Origin of the sequence: Sphingobium indicum BiD32, assembly GCF_000382885.1 — a bacterium.
In the GTDB taxonomy this organism is placed as follows: Bacteria; Pseudomonadota; Alphaproteobacteria; order Sphingomonadales; family Sphingomonadaceae; genus Sphingobium; species Sphingobium japonicum_C.
In genome coordinates this window covers 1-16,511 of the sequence record NZ_CAVK010000039.1, presented here as the reverse complement: position 1 = coordinate 16,511, position 16,511 = coordinate 1, and the positions used below count along the sequence as shown (strand labels likewise).

Below are 16,511 nucleotides of genomic sequence, written 5' to 3'. Positions count from 1 at the left end.
GGAACACGCGGCCTTTTTCAGCACCCGTGCCACCGGGTCGATAGGTCGATTTCATATTCTATGTTTGCGCCCGGCGTGTTGACGGGCGTGGCGCTGTTTCTGCCCCGGTGCTGTCAGGGGCGTGAATCCTGCTTTCCGCCTATAGTTCCGATTTGCGCGCGTCAGACCGGCCATTTCTCAAGCCGCCAGGCCGAATCCCAGAACATCCATTCGTACCGGGTCGCATTGCGGAAGGCACGGGCCATGGCATCGCGCAGTGCCGGGGTGGTGGTGGCGGCGGCTTCGTCCACCAGCGTGCGGACGCGATCGGTCGCTGCGCCGAAACCGGGATCGGCATAGGTGTCGATCCATGGCGCATAGGGGTTGGGGCTGGTAGCGCGCGGCTTGATGGCGCAGCCGACTTCCCAATAAACCCAGAAGCAGGGCAGGATGCCTGCGATCAGTTCCTCATAGCTGCGGGTCGCGGCCAGGCTGGCCAGATAGCTGGTATAGCCAAGGCAGGCCGGGGTCGGCTCGACCGCCTGCACCATCGTTGCACTGACGCCAAACTGGCTGAAAAAGGCCTGATGCAGCCCTTCCTCGACCTGCACAGCCACCTTCGCCCCGTCGGAAAATTCCAGCCGCCCGGCGGCGCTGGGTGCGCGGGCGGCGGCGATCGCCAGCACACGGGCATATTCCGCCAGATAAAGGCTGTCCTGCACGATATAGTGCTGGAAACTTTCGCGCGGCAGGGTGCCGTCGGCCAGCGCGGCCAGGAAGGGATGGGCCAGGATCGCCTGCCGCAGCGGGGCGACGTCTGCCCAAATCTCATCGCAAAAGCCCATCGCTGTTTCCTTCGTCAGAAGCGCATGGTGGCGCTGGCGCCGAATTGGCGGCCGGTGTTGATGGTGAAACTGTCGAACGGGCCGTTGGGGCCAAGGCCGAGCAGCAGCGGCAATTGCTGTTGGCCGAAGGCCGAGATCGCCCAGCTTCTGTCGAGCAAATTCTTGGCCCAGAGGTCAAAGGTCCAAGCCCCATGGCTGACGCCGACCCGCCCATCGACCAAGGTATAGCCCGGCGAATGGAGGATATTGTCGATCTCGAAATCGACGCGGGACACATAGGCGACACTGAGCCGTACATTGACAGTCGCCGGGCCAGCCGCGCCCTGCCAGCCGATGCCGCCATTGACGGTCCAGTCGGGCGCGTTGGGGGTCCGCTGGCCGCTCATATCCAGAATGGCGGGTTCGCCCGGTTCCGGGGTCGGGTTGGGCGTGAAATAGGTGCCGGTGCGGCTATGGGTCCAGGCCAGCCCGCCATCCAGGTTGAAACCCGCGCCAAGCGCTGCCTGTGCGGACGCCTCGATACCGTGGACATCGACCTGCGGCACCGACAGCACGACCGAATTGCCCAGGAACACGGTGTTCTGGAAATTGTCATAGTCGGTGACGAACCCGGCCAGCGACAGGCGGACACGGCCATCGGCGCTTTCTCCCTTCACGCCCATCTCGATCGAGCGAGTGGTTTCGGCCGGAAATACTGCCTGCCACACATCGGTGGCGCCGGGCAGCGGATTGAACCCGCCTGCCTTGAAGCCGATCGCGCCGGTCACATAAGCGGTCAGATGATCCGTCGGGCGCCAGGCGATGGATAATTTGGGTTGCCATTTCTCGAACGTCCGGGCGCGCTGGGCGACGGTAGTGCCGCTGGCGGTCCCGACCGTATCTTCCTTGCGCTGGTCGCGGTCATAGCGCAGCGCCAGGGTCGCCTCGACCTGAGGCGTAATGTCATAGCTGGCCTGTCCGAAGATGCCGACCTGGCTGGATCGGGTTTCGGCGCGGAACGCTTCGCCGCCGAACAGCAGCGGGCCGAAATCATCGGTACGGTCGCGCTCCAGCCGCTGGTAGAACAGGCCGACATGCCAGCGCAGTGGCCCATCGCCGCGCGAGGTCAGTCGGGTTTCGCTGGTCCATGCCTTGATATCAACGGGTTGGGCGATGGGTTGAATACCATCTGGAAAGGCGGGTACGCCAAAGAAGGTCAGCGGCTTGTCGTTGCGGAAATCCAGTTCTTCAACGAAATCCTTGTGATAATCATCATAGCCACCAGTCCATGAGAAGAGTAGCGCGTCACCCGCTTCCTGCTCATAGCTGGCTTGCGCGCCCCACCATGTGCGTGATGCCCGGCCTTCAAAATCGCCGAACGGGTTGGTCAGGGCCGCGCCTGACAGTCGGCCGTTATAGAGACCGGTGACATTGCCCGACGAAATATAGGCCGCGCCGCCTTCCTCATTGGCCCAGCCCAGACGGAAGCGGAAGGTGGCGGTTTCGGTCAGAGCGACCGTCGCCTTCAGGCGCAGATTGCGGCTGATGCTGCCATCGACCTTCTTGTCGAGAAAGCTGTTGCGGATGAAGCCGTCGCTGTTGCGATAGGAACCGGCCAGGCGCAACTGCACCTGATCCGACACCGGGGCGTTGACCACGCCATCGGCGGTCCAGGTCAGGCCATTGCCGATACCAACTGCCGCCTCGCCGCCCCAGTCCGGGCCGGGATCATTGGTGGTCATGGCGACGGCACCGCCCGATGCGGAGCGGCCGAACAGCGCGCCCTGCGGCCCTTTCAAAATCTCGACCCGCGTCAGATCATAGGGGCGCAGCGTGAACAGTTCGGAATCGGCCAGCGCCAGCCCATCCACGATATAGGCAATCGATGGCGACTGGCTGCGGTTGGTGGATATGCCGCGCACGGAAATGAGGTTGGTGCCGGGGTCCTGATCGTTGATGATGAAAATGCCAGGCGTCGCGGCGATGAAATCGTCGATCGTGGTCAGGCGGCGCGCGGCGATGGCGTCGGGACCATAGACGGCTATGGTGTCCGGCACGCGGATTTCGGCTTCTTCGCGACCGCGCGCGGTGACTATGATGCTGTCATCGGCATGGGCGGACCCTGCGCCCAGCAACAGGGCAATCGAGATGGCAGGCGACGTAATGGCGTAAAAACGCATATCCCTATTCCTCCGCCGGTGTGAGCCGGATCAGGTTCGCGGGTTTGCCGACTGGACGCCCCCTGCGCCCGATCCGCCTCTCAGCCCTGACAGCGCCAGGACACCCCGTGGGTTGAAACTGAGCGTGCGCCTATGGCGTCGGCGCGCGCACGTCAAATGATCGCTGTGAGACAACGCATATTCCTGCCGAAACCGGGGCGATTTTCGGTCAGCTATGGCGCGCGGGGCGATGGATCAGCGGTCGATGGCGTGATGAAACCCTAAAGTCGCCAGTATTATGACTGTCTCGCAATTCCGGTCCCTGCCATGGTGATGGTTACCCCCTTCCTGTTGCTGGCTGCTGCAGCGGGTGACGCGATGCCGACGCGGCCCCATTCGCATATCCACGCTGGGGGCGAGATTGATAAGGCGCAGGGTCCGCTATTGTTGGATATCACCTATACTGGCGAGGTGATGGGCAATGTGGCGGGCGGGGTGAAGCGGCGCGCGCGCTATCTCGACAATCTGGATATCGTGGCCGAGGTGGATCTGGAGGCGCTGCTGGGCTGGCGCGGGGCAGAAGCGCATGTCTATGGCATCTACAATAATGGCGCGTCGATCTCCAACGCGGTGGGTGACGCCCATGCCGTCAGCAATATCGAAACGGGCACGCGGGCGTTCAAGCTTTATGAAGCGTGGATCGACCAGATGGTGGCGCCCGGCCTGTCGCTGCGTGCGGGCCTGTATGACCTTAATTCGGAATTTGATTCACTCGACGCGGCTGGCCTGTTCGTCGGCAGCGCCCATGGCATCGGCAGCGATATTGCCCTGACCGGCCGCAACGGCCCGTCGCTCTTTCCATCGACATCGCTGGCGGCGCGGGTCGAATGGCGGCCTGCCAAGGGCTGGGCGGTGCGCGCCGCCGTGCTGGACGGGGTGCCGGGCGACCCCGATCATCCCGCACGCACCGTGATCAAGCTCGGCCAAGGCGACGGCGCGCTGCTGATCGGCGAACTGGAAGCGCCGCTTGCAGGTGCGCGGCTCCTGCTGGGCCACTGGCGCTATACCGCCACTTTTGATGGATGGGATGGTGGCCGGGGGCGGGGCAATGGCGGGGTCTATCTGCGCGGCGAGATGCCGTTGATGACCGATGGCGACACGCAGATTGACGGCTTCTTTCGCCTTGGCACGTCGAACGGGCGCTTCAACATGTTCGACCGTTTCGCCAGCATGGGTGTGAAATGGACGGGCGCACTAGCCGGCCGGCCGGAAGATGAACTGGGTCTGGCGGTCATCACCGCGACGACATCGACCGAATATCGCCGGAACAGCGGTGCAGGCCGTTCCGAGTCCGTTGCCGAAGTCACCTATCGCACGCCGCTTTCCCCGTGGCTGACGGTCCAGCCCAATATGCAATATGTCCGCAACCCCGCCGCCGACCCGTCCATTCGCGACGCCTGGGTGGTCGGGCTGCGTTTTGCCATCGGCCTGCGCCTGATCGATTAGGGCTGAATGGCGATTGGGCCTGGATCAGGCGCGACGCGCGGCGGGCAGGGCCAGTGTGATGAGCAGGCAAAGCGCCATGGGCAGGATGGCGAAAAGGAAAAAATGGTTTGGCTCCGCACCATGACTGATCAGCCAGCCACCCGCCAGCGGGCCACCGATCGCGCCGATCCGGGCTACCGCGACGCCAAAGCCGATGGCGGTGGCCAGGCAATCGGGCGGAAAGACACCGGTGACGACCGCGACGATGCATAAATGCACGCCGACAATGCCACCGCCCGCGATGAGCAACAGCAGGTTCCAATGGAGCGGATCGGCAGGCAGGGTCGCCAGCAGGGCAAAGGCGGCGATGATCGTGGCGTAGGATGCAACCAGCGCCAGCACGGCATGGCCACGATCGAGCAGCCAGGCGAGCGCAAGGGCGACGACCAGCCCGCCCGACTGGATGATGGTGATCGAACGGGCCGCCTGATCCAGCGTGAAGCCCGCCTGCGGTAGCACCGTGGGTGTCCAACTGATGACAAGATAAAGGCCGAAGGCATTGAAACCATAGAGTAACGCAAAAATGATGGTGGGGAACCGCAACGGTTTGGTCAATATACGGGCCAGCGGGCGGGCAGGCTTGTCGCTGGTCGATGGTGTCATCTTCTGTTCGGTCGGAAAGAGCAGGAACAGCGCCACCGCCAGCAGCAATGTCGCGGCACCCGGTAGCAGGAACAGGGCGCGCCAGCCGCCCAGCGCGACCAGCGGCGGTGCGATCAGACCCGCTATGATAGCGCCAAAGGAGATGCCGAGCGACACGATCGTCAGCGTGCTGGCCCGTCGACCCGGCGGTGCCCAGATAGCGGCGAGCGCGGTTACATTGGGGAGACATGCCCCCAGCGCCAGTCCGGTCAGCAGGCGCCAGACGATGAAGCTGCCAATGCTTGTTCCGCTGGCGGTCGCCATGGTCAGCAAGCCGATACAGACGACAGAGACGATTATCGTCCGCCGGTGGCCGAAGCGGTCGCCCAGCGGTGCCAGCAGGACCGCGCCAACGCCCAGACCCAGCAGCACCGCCGACAGCGCAAAACCAAAGCGGGCGGCCGGTATGTCGAGCGCGACGGCAATATGGGGAAGCGCCAGCGGCAGCGCGGCGAGATCATAACCATCGACGAACAGGATGACGCCGCACAGGAACAGCGACAGGATCAGGCGGGGCGTAAAGGCTGGCGCAACGTCCGTATCCAAGGAATGGGTCATGGATCGGCGTTTCCTCTCACCTGGTCGGGTCTGCGCCCATATCATAACGAATGATATAATAGGTTTGGCCGGACCCGGACTGTCAAGTGTTAAAAAAGCCGATGGAACGGCTTGCGATAATAATAACGTTCGTTATAGTCATGCACTGGAAAGGCGTGCAGCGCCACCCAGGAAGAGGATAGACCATGGTTCCCGACAACATCCATATCGCCCATCCCGACAAGCTGTTCATCGGCGGCGCGTGGGTCGAATCGACGGGCAATGGCGTGATCGAGATCATATCGCCCAATAGCGAAGAGGTTATCGCCCGCGTCGTTGATGGCACGGAAGCGGATATGGACCGCGCCGTCGCCGCCGCGCGCAAGGCGTTTGACGACGGGCCGTGGTCCACCATGGCACCTGCGGAGCGTGGCGCGATTGTGCGGCGGATGGGGGAAGAACTGGGCAAGCGCGCGCCTGAACTGGCCGCCGCCTGGACCGCACAGGTCGGCGGCCTTGCCAGCTTCGCGCCGATCATGACCGGCGGCGCGACCATGACGATGATGGCGATCGCAGGTTATGCGGACAGCTTTCCTTTCGTCGAAAAGCGCCCGTCGAGCCAGGTCCATACCGCCATCGTGGCGCAGGAGCCTGCCGGGGTCGTCGCGGCGATCGCGCCCTGGAACGCGCCCTATGGCATCATGTCGGCCAAGGTCGCCTATGCCATGGTCGCAGGCTGCACCGTCATCATGAAACCATCGCCCGAAACCCCGCTGGAAGCCTATATCATGGCCGAAGCGGCAGAGGCCGCCGGCGTCCCTGCGGGCGTCGTCAATCTGGTCGCGGCCGGGCGCGATGCGTCGGACCATCTGGTTCGCAACCCCGGTATCGACAAGGTGACCTTCACCGGATCGACACTGGCGGGCAAGCGCATCGGCGAGGTGTGCGCCGGGCGGGTCGCGCGCTGCACGCTGGAACTGGGCGGCAAGTCCGCGGCGATCGTCCGCGACGATTTTCCGATCGAGGTGGCTGCCGCGATCCTGGGCAACACCATCACCATCATGAGCGGGCAGGTGTGCGCCATGCTGTCGCGCGCCATCGTGCCACGCCATCGCCATGACGAACTGGCCGACGCCATTGCCAAGGTGATGCAGGGCATCCGCATCGGCCATAGCGATGCACCCGATACCCAGCTTGGCCCGGTGGCGATGAAGCGCCAACTGGAACGGGTGGAGGAATATGTCGCGCTGGGTCGGGCAAGCGCCGATCTGGTCACCGGGGGCAATCGTCCGGCCCATATGAACAAAGGCTATTTCATCGAGCCGACCCTTTTTGCCAATGTCGATAACAAGAGCCGCATCGCGCAGGAGGAGATTTTCGGGCCGGTCCTGTGCCTGATCCCCGCCGATGATGAGGAAGATGCGATCCGCATCGCCAATGACAGCGCTTTCGGCCTCAACGGGTCGGTGCTGACCAATGATGCGGACGCGGCCTATCGCATCGGTCGCCGCATCCGTGCGGGCGGCTTCGGGCAGAATGGCATGAAGCTGGAATTCGGGCTGCCCTTCGGTGGCTTCAAACAGTCGGGCATTGGTCGCGAGGGCGGGGTGGAAGGGCTGTATCCCTATCTGGAGAGCAAGACCATCTTGCTCGACGCAACCCCGGCCGGCTTCTGACCATGATCGTGCTGGACGCACAGGGGCGTGGACAGGGCGCAGCCTTTACCGCCGCGCGGATCATCTATGGTGGCTGGTTCCTGTTTTCGGGGGTGGAATATTTCACCCCCTTCGACCTCCAGCCGCTGGGCAATACGCCGCTGGCGCAGGAATTCACCCTGGCGCTGATCCACAGCGGGCTGTTTGCCCTGATCAAGGTGATGGAGGTGGTGGTGGCGCTGCTGGTTCTGGCGAACCGGGCTGTGCTGCCCGCCGCGCTGGCCAGCGTCCCGCTGAACGTGGTGATCGGTTACTGGAATTTCGTGCTGGATCCGGGCCTGGTCGAATATATATTCGGCATCGTCACCCTCCTGCTCAACGCCATTCTCCTCTGGCCCTGGCGCAGGGAACTGATCGCACTGTTGCGCTGGTAGGTTGTGATATATCGGCCATATTGCCAGTGTCGTATGCCTGGGATACTTTTTCTCTCCATGGGATGACTCGTTGACGACCAGTAATAGTGTCGCGGCGGGCAGAGAGAGGGATGCCGGGCATGGCTCAAGATGGTTTCGATCATGCGGAGTGGGTCCGCTGAGCGCGGTCGAGCGTTTTTCGACCCGGCTGGTGCCGCCGCCGCGTCGCCAGCGTTTCTGGCGTGAGGTTGTCGCCGAAGCCTTCCCCGGCATGACCGCCCATGCGCCGGAGGGCATCAAGGCCGAGCTGGCGCGCTGGTCGCTGGGCGTGGTCGGGCTGGCGCGGGCGCGTAGCGAACGGGCGCAGGTCAGCCGGGTCGCCAATGAAGGGGAGGGGCGGCATCTGCTGCTCCACCTGCTCCATCGCGGGTCGATGACCATGCTGCATGGCGACCGCAGCAGCACTGCGCGGATCGGCGACATTGTGATCGCCGATGACCGCCACCCTTATGCCATCGACATTTCGCAATATAATGACTGCCTGATCCTGCAGGTGCCCGTTGCCATGATGGGCGACGATATTGCCGGACGTGACTGGCATGGCTGCCTGATGCCATCGACCAATCCCAATGTCCTGTTCCTGGCCCATGTGCTGCATGGCCTGTGGTCGCAGCGGGACCAGTTTGCCGATCTGGACGACGATGCCGGGGTCTTGCTGGCCGATGCGGCGCGGATGTTGTGCCGTCGCAGCACGCTTGATCGGCCCGCGATTCAGTTGCCGCGTTCCCCGGTGGATTATGCGCTGGAGCATCTGGGCAATCCCGACCTTGGCACCGCGTTGATCTGCCAGGCGCTCGACCTGTCGCCCCGCGCGGTGCAAAAGAGCTTCGTCCGTCATGTCGGCTTGACCCCCACCGCCTTCATCACCGCGCGGCGGCTGGAGCGGGCGGCGAGCTTGCTGGCGTGCGACGATGGGCGCACGATCACCGATGTCGCCTTCGAGGTCGGGTTCAACGATTCCGCTTTCTTCACCCGCTGCTTTCGGCGACGCTTTGGTGCTGCACCCAGCCAGTGGCGGAGCGGCACCGGGAGTTCGCTTGCGTCCTGATTGCCAGTTCGCCCTGATCCAAGACCTGATCCGTCCTCGCGCCTATCATCACCCCAAGTCGCCGACACAGGCGAGGCATTTACGGGAGGATGATAATGGGCAAGTCCATGATTGCGATGCTGATGGCGTCGAGCGCACTGGTCGCAGCACCAGCGCTGGCGCAGGATGCCGAACAGAGCGGCGGCATCGCCGAAATCGTCGTGACCGCGCAGAAGCGTGCGGAAAATGTGCAGGACGTGCCGATCGCGATTTCGGCCTTCACCTCTGAATCCTTGCAGGAACGCGCGGTCGGCAGCGTGGCGCAACTCTCCGCCATCGCGCCCAACGTCAATCTGGACGCTGGCACGCCCTTTTCCGGCTCCACTGCCGTGCTGTCCGCTTATATTCGCGGCATCGGGTCGGACGATTTCGCCTTCAACATCGATCCGGGCGTCGGCATCTATCTGGATGGCGTTTACCTTGCCCGCACGGTCGGCGCGAACCAGGATCTGCTGGACGTCGCGCGGGTCGAGATATTGAAGGGGCCGCAGGGGACGCTGTTCGGCCGCAACACGATCGGCGGCGCGATCTCCATCGTCACCGCCGATCCGGGCAAGGAATTTACCGCCAAGGGTGATGTGACACTGGGCAGCTACAAGCTGTTTCAGGCGCGCGGGTCGGTGACGGTGCCGATCACCGATGGCCTCAGTTCCGCCCTCACATTCGGCATCAAGTCGCGCGACGGGTTCTTGAAGCGCCTGCCATATCCCGACCAGCGCGCCAATAATGCGCCGCCTTTCTCCGCTTTTTCCGCCGCTGGCTATGACAGCGCCAACAAGGAAGGCGAAAATGACAATTGGAACCTGCGCGGCAAGCTGCGCTGGGATAATGGCGGCGCGGTGCGGGCCACCTTCTCCGGCGATTATAGCAAGGACAAGGGTACGTCGGCCAACAAGCTGATCGGCACGGCGGAGTTCGTCCCCGGCAATTTTGCAGGCACGACCAACCTGCCCGGCACGGCGTTTGATCCGACCGGCACCACCGGATTCCTGTTCGCGGGCCTCTATAATTTCTGCATCGGTAGCACGGGCGGGGAAATCGCGGCGCGCAATGCGCAGGCGCTGTGCGGCGTTTCCGGTACCCAGTTCAACCCGCAATTTCAGCTGGCCAGCGTCGCCAGCGCCAATGTCGACGGCAATCCGGCCAATGATCGCCTGCCGTGGGACGGTCGCTACCTGATCGCCAACAAGGACCGCAGCTATGCCAGCGGCAACAGCTATTCCAATCTGGAAAGCTGGGGCTTGAGCGGTATCGTCGATTTCGATCTGGCCGACAATGTCGCGCTGAAATCAATCACCGCCTATCGCGAGCTGCACTGGAACGCCGGGCTGGATGCGGACGGATCGCCGCTCAACTTCCTGCAACTCAGCTTCACCATGAACCAATGGCAGTTCAGCCAGGAATTCCAGCTGCTCGGCAATGCGTTTGATGAAAAGCTGCGCTATGTGCTGGGTGCCTATTATTTCAAGGAATCAGGCGACCTGCATGACTTCGTGACCTTTGGCGAAGGTCTGGTGCAGGTCGATGGGCCGAACGAACTGGCGACCAAGAATTACGCCTTCTTTGGCCAGATCGACTATCGGCCGATCGACCTGATCGGCATCACCATCGGCGGGCGCTACACCAATGAACGCAAGCGGTTTGAGGGCGGTCAGCAGGAACTGAACGGGTTCAACTACAAGCTGTTCGGTTGCGCCGACGCCAATGGCAATATCTTCCCCGGCGGTGCCTTCCCGCTGGCACCAGTGCCTTGCCAGGCGGCGCTGAGCTATCCTGACCCCACCAACCCGGTGCGGGTCTATACGCCGGGCGTCAATCGCAAGAAATTCAGCGACTTCTCGCCCAAGGTTGGCGTACAGATTCACCCGTCGGAAGATGTCATGCTCTATGGCAGCTGGTCGAAGGGTTATAAGACCGGCGGCTGGACCACGCGCCTCACCAACCCGCAGGGCAATGTCGCACCGGACTTTAACGAGGAAAAGGCGACGACCTGGGAAGCGGGCATCAAATCGACCCTGCTTGACCGCCATCTGCAACTCAACGCGGCGGTTTTCTCGACCAAATATCGCGACATTCAGCTCAATATCCAGGTCGGCACATCGCCCACCATCGCCAATGCGGGCGATGCGCGCATCCGGGGTTTCGAGCTGGAAATGGTGGCCGCCCCGGTCGATGGCCTGACCATCAATGGCGCGGTCGGCTATATCGACGCGCAATATACGTCGGTATCGCCGGGCGCTGCCGCCGTGGGCGGGGCCAATCCGTTCCAGGCGGGAACGCTGGTGGGCGAAGATTTGCCCAAGACCCCCAAATGGAAGGTCAATCTCAGCCCGCGTTATGAGGCGAAGCTGGGCAATGGCGGATCGGTGGTCATGCTCGCCGACTGGACCTACACCTCCAGCGCTTGGAACGACACGCAGCGCACATTGCTGCTCAAACGGGTGTCGACCGACATCGTCAACGCATCGATCAGCTATCGCGAACCAGACGGCCACTGGTCGTTGACGGCGGGCGGCACAAACCTGACCGACAAGCGCTTCCTGACGTCGGGCGGATCGAACATCGCGGCGGGTGCGATCTTTGGCACCTATAACCGGCCGCGCGAATGGTATGTCCGCTTCGGCTTCGACTTCTGATCATGGTCAGCATCGCGATCGAAGCGGCGGTGGTGGAGGGGGCGGGCAGCCCCTTCCGCTTCGAGACGCTGACGATGGATCCGCCCGGTCCCGACCAGATAAGGGTCCGGCTTCATGCCTGCGGCATCTGCCACACCGACATGGTGATGCGCGACGGTGCGCTGCCCATCCCCTTCCCGGTCATATTGGGCCATGAAGGGGCGGGCGTGGTCGATGCGGTGGGACCGGGCGTGGACAGCGTCGCGCCCGGCGATCATGTGCTGCTCAGCTTCCATAGTTGCGGTGCGTGCGGAGCCTGCCACGATCATCAACCCGGCTATTGCGTGGAATTTGTGCCGCGCAACTTTCTGGGACTGACGCAGGCGGGGCAGGGCGGCATCTGGCGCGGCGATCAGCGGATCGGCGGCAATATTTTCGGCCAGTCGGCCTTTGCCACCCATGCCTTTGCCCATAGCGACAATGTGGTGCGGATCGAGCGCGATCTGCCGCTCGATATCCTCGCGCCGCTGGGTTGCGGAGTTCAGACCGGCGCGGGCACGGTGCTGGAGACATTGAAGGTCATGCCTGGCCAGTCGATTGCGATATTGGGCGCAGGCGCGGTCGGCCTGTCGGCGCTGATGGCGGCGGTGATTGCGGGCGCGGGGCGGATCGTGGTGATTGACCGCCACGCCAGCCGCCTTGCCCTGGCGCGCGAACTGGGCGCGACCGAGGCGGGGGATGATCTGGCCACGCTCAATGGACTGTTCGACCATATCGTCGATACGACCGGCGTACCTGCGCTGCTGGGGCTGGCGGTCGATCGGCTGGCGCAGCGTGGCACATTGGCGCTGGTGGGCGCCTATCCGCCCGGCGACTTTAGCATCGACCCGTCGGCGATCATGAGCATGGGGCGGCGGATCGTCGGCGTGGTGGAAGGCGGCATCGCCCCGCAGAGCTTCATCCCGCGCCTGATCGGCTATTATCGCGAAGGTCGCCTGCCGCTGGAAAAGCTGATCCAGCGCTATGAATTTGCCGATCTGGAGGCTGCCTTCGCGGCGTCCGATAGCGGCGCGGTGGTCAAGCCGGTCGTCGTGATGCCGCAGAGTTAAGCGTCAACCGCGCGGGGCGAGGCCGCTGATCAAGATGTCGACCATCGAATCGGCGACCTGCTCTGCGCTCAGCGCGCCGTCCGGGTCATGCCAGCGCCCCGACCAGTTGATCGCCCCTGCCAAGGTAAAGGCGGTCATGCGCACGTCGAGTGGCGCGATAGACCCATCGGCGATGCCATCCTCAATCAGGGCGCGGACCGACAGGTCGATCGCCCGCTTGCGCGCACGGAACAGGGCGGCCCCTTCGGCGGAGAGAAATTCGTCACCGGTGCGCACGACGCAGCGGCCAAAATCGTCCATCATCACCTGCGCATAGCTGCGCAGGACGCTGCGCAACCGGGCCAGCCCGTCGCCCGGCTGTGCCCGTGCGGTATCGGCAGCCTCGCTCAACAGTTCCAGCCCGCGAGTGACGCATTCGATCAGCACCTGCTCCTTATTGCCCAGATAATGGTAGATGGTCGGCTTGCTGATCCCAAGGCTCGCGGCAACATCATCCAGCGAGGTGGCGTGGAAACCGCGCGCGTTGAACATCCGCACCGCGGCCCGCAGCACGGCTTCGCGCTTCTCCTCACGGTCACGTTCGCGTTCCTCGCGCGATCGGAAGGGGGATGGGGCGGCAGTTGGCTGGGGCAAGCGGATCTCCTTATCCGCTCCTCTTGACAAGAAACCCGCGAATAATCAATATACCCGTGAGTATAGAGGGGACGATTGGGTTTTATGCTGACCGAAATCCAGACGGCCATCCGCGATACAGTGCGCAGCTTTGCGCAGGACACGATCCGCCCGCACAGTGTTCGCTTTGAATCGGAAGGCGGCTATCCTCCTGCTTTGTTCGAGGAGATGGCAGGTCTCGGCCTGTGGGGCATGACCGCGCCGGAAAGCTTTGGCGGAGCGGAAACCGATGCGGTGTCCTACGCGCTGGCGCTCATTGAACTGGCGGCGGCCGACGGAGCACTCTCCACCATCGTGTCGATCCAGAACAGCATCCTCGTGTCCGGCCTGCTCAAGGATGGCAGCGAGACGCAGAAGGCGCGCTTCCTGCCCGACCTGATCGGCGGGCGAACGATCGGTGCCTTTGCCCTGACCGAAGCCGATGCCGGGTCTGATGCCTCCGCCGTGCGCACCCGCGCGATCAAGGTCGATGGCGGCTGGCGCATCACCGGTGCCAAGCAGTTCATCACATCAGGCAAGATTGCAGGCGTCGTCATGGTGGTCGCGGTGACGGACCCGGACGCAGGCAAGAAAGGCCTGTCGGTGTTCATCGTGCCGACGGATCGCCCTGGCTATGGCGTGGACAAGGTCGAACATAAATTGGGGCAGGGCGCGTCGGACACCTGCGCGCTGCGGTTCGACGATATGTTTGTCGAGGATGATCTGCTGATCGGACAGCCGGGGCAGGGCTATCGCATTGCGCTCGCCAATCTGGAGACGGGGCGGATCGGCATTGCCGCGCAATGTGTCGGCATGGCGCAGGCGGCGCTCGACATTGCGGTCGCCTATGCCAAGGATCGCAAGAGTTTTGGAAAAGCCATCATGGAGCATCAGGCCGTGGGCTTTCGCCTTGCCGACCTAGCCACCCGGCTGGAGGCGGCCCGGCAACTGGTGCTGAACGCCGCGCAGGTCAAGGATGCGGGTCTGCCCTGCCTGACCGAAGCGTCGATGGCCAAGCTGTTTGCGTCCGAAGCCGCCGAACAGATCGTATCGGGCGCGCTCCAGACGCTGGGTGGCTATGGCTATCTGGAAGAATATGGCGTCGCCAAAATCTATCGCGATGTCCGCGTATGCCAGATTTACGAAGGCACGTCGGACATTCAGCGCATGGTCATTGCGCGCAGTCTTTGAAAGGAATGTATATGCAGGACGATCCGGTAGTCATCGCCAGCTATGCCCGCACGCCGATGGGCGGGTTTCAGGGCGCATTGTCCGCGCTCAAGGCTACGGAGCTGGGCGCAGCGGCGGTGAAGGCGGCGGTCGAGCGCGCGGGCGTGTCCGTCGATGCGGTCGATCGCATCTATATGGGCTGCGTCCTGCCTGCGGGTCTGGGACAGGCGCCTGCGCGGCAGGCGGCACTCGGCGCTGGCCTTGGCCTCAACACCGAAGCGACCACCGTCAACAAGATGTGCGGATCGGGGATGCAGGCCGCCATCATGGCGCATGAGGCGCTCAGTTCTGGCGCGGTCGATGTCGTGATTGCGGGTGGGATGGAGAGCATGACCAATGCCCCCTACGCCCTGCCCAAGCATCGCGGCGGCGCGCGAATCGGCCATGACCGGATCATCGACACGATGATGATGGACGGGCTGGAAGACGCCTATGAACCCGGCAAGGCGATGGGCGTGTTTGCCGAGGAAGCGGTGCGTGATTACCAGTTCACCCGCGCCGATCAGGATGACTATGCCATCCGTTCGCTCGAACGCGCCAGTGCGGCGATCGGCAGCGGGGCCTTCGTCCGTGAAATCACGCCTGTGACGGTCAAGGGCCGGGGTGGCGATACGATCGTCGATACCGATGAACAGCCGGGCAAGGCACGGCCGGACAAGATCCCCGGCCTCAAGCCCGCCTTCGTCAAGGACGGCACGATCACCGCCGCCAATGCCTCTTCCATTTCCGATGGCGCGGCGGCGCTGGTGATGACCCGACAGAGCGTCGCGGACAAGCAGGGGATGAAGGTCGTCGCCCGCGTGGTCGCGACCGCCGGCCACGCCCATGAGCCGTCGAAATTCACCACAGCGCCGGTCCCGGCGATGCGCAAGCTGCTGGAAAAGGCAGGCTGGTCGGTCGAGGATGTCGATCTGTTCGAGGTCAACGAAGCCTTTGCCGTCGTCGCGATGATTGCGGCGAAGGAACTGGGCATCCCGGCGGAGAAGCTGAACGTCAATGGTGGCGCGACTGCGCTCGGTCATCCGATCGGCGCGTCCGGCGCGCGCATCGTCGCGACGCTGATTGGCGCTCTGGAAACGCGCGGGCTGAAGCGCGGCGTCGCCAGCCTGTGCATTGGCGGTGGTGAGGCGACGGCGATGGCGATCGAACTGATCTGATCGAACAGGGACAAATATTATGGATATCAACGGTTTATCCGCCATTGTTACAGGCGGTGCTTCGGGTCTGGGCAAGGCGACGGCAATGATGCTGGCGGCGCAGGGGGCGAAGGTCGCGATCTTCGATCTGAATGAGGAAGCGGGCAAGGCGGTCGCCTCCGAACTGGGCGGCATCTATGTCGGGGTCAATGTCGCCGACGATGCCAGCGTTGCAGCAGGACTCGACATGGTGGAAGCGGCGCATGGCGTTGCGCGCATCCTGGTCAATTGCGCCGGGGTTGCGCCTGCGATCAAGACGGTGGGCAAGGAAAATGTGCCCCATCCGCTCGACACTTTTGCCAAGACGGTGACCGTCAACCTGATCGGTACGTTCAACGTCATCTCCAAATTTTCCGCGCGGCTGGCAGCCGCCGAGGAAATTGACGGCGAACGCGGCGTCATCGTCAACACTGCATCGGTCGCAGCCTATGACGGGCAGATCGGTCAGGCGGCCTACAGCGCGTCCAAGGGTGGCGTTGTTGGCATGACCCTGCCGATTGCGCGCGATCTGGCGCAGCACAAGATCCGCGTCATGACGATCGCGCCGGGTATTTTCCTGACCCCCATGCTGGAAGCCTTTCCGCAAAATGTGAAGGACGCGCTGGGCGCTCAGGTGCCGCACCCCAGTCGCCTCGGCAAGCCAGCCGAATATGCACAACTGGTCGAATCGATCGTCCGCAATCCGATGCTGAATGGCGATGTCATCCGGCTGGACGGCGCAATCCGCATGGCGCCGCGCTGATGGACGGGATCGCCTTTGCGATCGAGGACGGAATCGGGCGGATCACGCTCGACCGGCCGGAAGCGGG

At 63.5% G+C, this 16,511-nt stretch carries 13 protein-coding genes and 1 riboswitch; of the genes, 9 read left to right on the top strand and 4 right to left on the bottom strand.

Translation table 11 applies throughout. From position 1 onward, the window contains the following. Positions 1-161: 161 nt before the first annotated feature. A complete protein-coding gene (gene tenA, locus EBBID32_RS03555; RefSeq protein WP_006950830.1) occupies positions 162-824 on the bottom strand; it encodes a thiaminase II in 663 nt (220 codons plus the stop codon). A gap of 14 nt (positions 825-838) precedes the next feature. Next, positions 839-2,983, bottom strand: a complete 2,145-nt coding sequence (locus tag EBBID32_RS03550; protein ID WP_006950829.1) for a TonB-dependent receptor — start codon at positions 2,981-2,983, stop codon at positions 839-841. Next, a riboswitch (TPP riboswitch) is annotated at positions 2,974-3,101 on the bottom strand. Its footprint overlaps the gene before it by 10 nt. A gap of 188 nt (positions 3,102-3,289) precedes the next feature. On the opposite strand from EBBID32_RS03550, the gene EBBID32_RS03545 reads away from it, so the two are divergent. Then, positions 3,290-4,468 (top strand): carbohydrate porin, encoded by a 1,179-nt coding sequence (locus tag EBBID32_RS03545; protein ID WP_006950826.1) that lies wholly within the window; start codon positions 3,290-3,292, stop codon positions 4,466-4,468. Positions 4,469-4,492: 24 nt separating this feature from the next. Here the strand turns inward: EBBID32_RS03545 and EBBID32_RS03540 are convergent, their stop codons facing one another. Next, complete coding sequence (locus EBBID32_RS03540; RefSeq protein ID WP_006950825.1) at positions 4,493-5,707, bottom strand: MFS transporter; 1,215 nt, start codon at positions 5,705-5,707, stop codon at positions 4,493-4,495. A gap of 185 nt (positions 5,708-5,892) precedes the next feature. Between EBBID32_RS03540 and EBBID32_RS03535 the strand changes: the two genes are divergently transcribed. From EBBID32_RS03535 to EBBID32_RS03515, 5 genes are all read left to right on the top strand, one after another. Then, the gene (locus tag EBBID32_RS03535; protein WP_006950820.1) at positions 5,893-7,362 is read left to right on the top strand and encodes an aldehyde dehydrogenase; all 1,470 of its coding nucleotides are present in this window, start codon (positions 5,893-5,895) and stop codon (positions 7,360-7,362) included. A 2-nt stretch (positions 7,363-7,364) separates the two neighbouring features. After that, positions 7,365-7,775 (top strand): hypothetical protein, encoded by a 411-nt coding sequence (locus EBBID32_RS03530; protein ID WP_006950818.1) that lies wholly within the window; start codon positions 7,365-7,367, stop codon positions 7,773-7,775. A 148-nt stretch (positions 7,776-7,923) separates the two neighbouring features. Further along, positions 7,924-8,862, top strand: a complete 939-nt coding sequence (locus EBBID32_RS03525) for an AraC family transcriptional regulator (RefSeq protein WP_006950816.1) — start codon at positions 7,924-7,926, stop codon at positions 8,860-8,862. Positions 8,863-8,951: 89 nt separating this feature from the next. Then, a complete protein-coding gene (locus EBBID32_RS03520) occupies positions 8,952-11,537 on the top strand; it encodes a TonB-dependent receptor (protein WP_081628022.1) in 2,586 nt (861 codons plus the stop codon). Positions 11,538-11,539: 2 nt separating this feature from the next. Further along, positions 11,540-12,625 (top strand): NAD(P)-dependent alcohol dehydrogenase, encoded by a 1,086-nt coding sequence (locus EBBID32_RS03515; RefSeq protein ID WP_006950810.1) that lies wholly within the window; start codon positions 11,540-11,542, stop codon positions 12,623-12,625. 3 nt (positions 12,626-12,628) lie between these two features. Here EBBID32_RS03515 and EBBID32_RS03510 read toward each other — a convergent pair whose 3' ends face one another. Then, positions 12,629-13,258, bottom strand: coding sequence for a TetR/AcrR family transcriptional regulator (locus EBBID32_RS03510; RefSeq protein ID WP_006950809.1), 630 nt, complete (start codon positions 13,256-13,258; stop codon positions 12,629-12,631). Positions 13,259-13,342: 84 nt separating this feature from the next. On the opposite strand from EBBID32_RS03510, the gene EBBID32_RS03505 reads away from it, so the two are divergent. From EBBID32_RS03505 to EBBID32_RS03495, 3 genes are read left to right on the top strand one after another with little or no spacing between them, the layout of a single operon-like run. Next, a complete protein-coding gene (locus EBBID32_RS03505) occupies positions 13,343-14,467 on the top strand; it encodes an acyl-CoA dehydrogenase family protein (protein ID WP_006950808.1) in 1,125 nt (374 codons plus the stop codon). 11 nt (positions 14,468-14,478) lie between these two features. Beyond that, on the top strand, positions 14,479-15,663 hold the full coding sequence (locus EBBID32_RS03500; protein ID WP_006950806.1) for an acetyl-CoA C-acyltransferase: 1,185 nt from the start codon (positions 14,479-14,481) through the stop codon (positions 15,661-15,663). Between the two features lie 19 nt (positions 15,664-15,682). Further along, entirely contained in the window at positions 15,683-16,444 is a 762-nt protein-coding gene (locus EBBID32_RS03495) for an SDR family NAD(P)-dependent oxidoreductase (protein ID WP_006950804.1), read from the top strand. Positions 16,445-16,511 lie beyond the last annotated feature (67 nt).

Coding starts and splice junctions, on each gene's coding strand:
- EBBID32_RS03530 (WP_006950818.1), top strand. CDS start 7,365: ATGATCGTGCTGGACGCACAGGGGCGTGGACAGGGCGCAGCCTTTACC.
- EBBID32_RS03545 (WP_006950826.1), top strand. CDS start 3,290: ATGGTGATGGTTACCCCCTTCCTGTTGCTGGCTGCTGCAGCGGGTGAC.
- EBBID32_RS03550 (WP_006950829.1), bottom strand. CDS start 2,983: ATGCGTTTTTACGCCATTACGTCGCCTGCCATCTCGATTGCCCTGTTG.
- EBBID32_RS03520 (WP_081628022.1), top strand. CDS start 8,952: ATGATAATGGGCAAGTCCATGATTGCGATGCTGATGGCGTCGAGCGCA.
- EBBID32_RS03540 (WP_006950825.1), bottom strand. CDS start 5,707: ATGACCCATTCCTTGGATACGGACGTTGCGCCAGCCTTTACGCCCCGC.
- EBBID32_RS03515 (WP_006950810.1), top strand. CDS start 11,540: ATGGTCAGCATCGCGATCGAAGCGGCGGTGGTGGAGGGGGCGGGCAGC.
- EBBID32_RS03500 (WP_006950806.1), top strand. CDS start 14,479: ATGCAGGACGATCCGGTAGTCATCGCCAGCTATGCCCGCACGCCGATG.
- EBBID32_RS03495 (WP_006950804.1), top strand. CDS start 15,683: ATGGATATCAACGGTTTATCCGCCATTGTTACAGGCGGTGCTTCGGGT.
- EBBID32_RS03535 (WP_006950820.1), top strand. CDS start 5,893: ATGGTTCCCGACAACATCCATATCGCCCATCCCGACAAGCTGTTCATC.
- EBBID32_RS03505 (WP_006950808.1), top strand. CDS start 13,343: ATGCTGACCGAAATCCAGACGGCCATCCGCGATACAGTGCGCAGCTTT.
- tenA (WP_006950830.1), bottom strand. CDS start 824: ATGGGCTTTTGCGATGAGATTTGGGCAGACGTCGCCCCGCTGCGGCAG.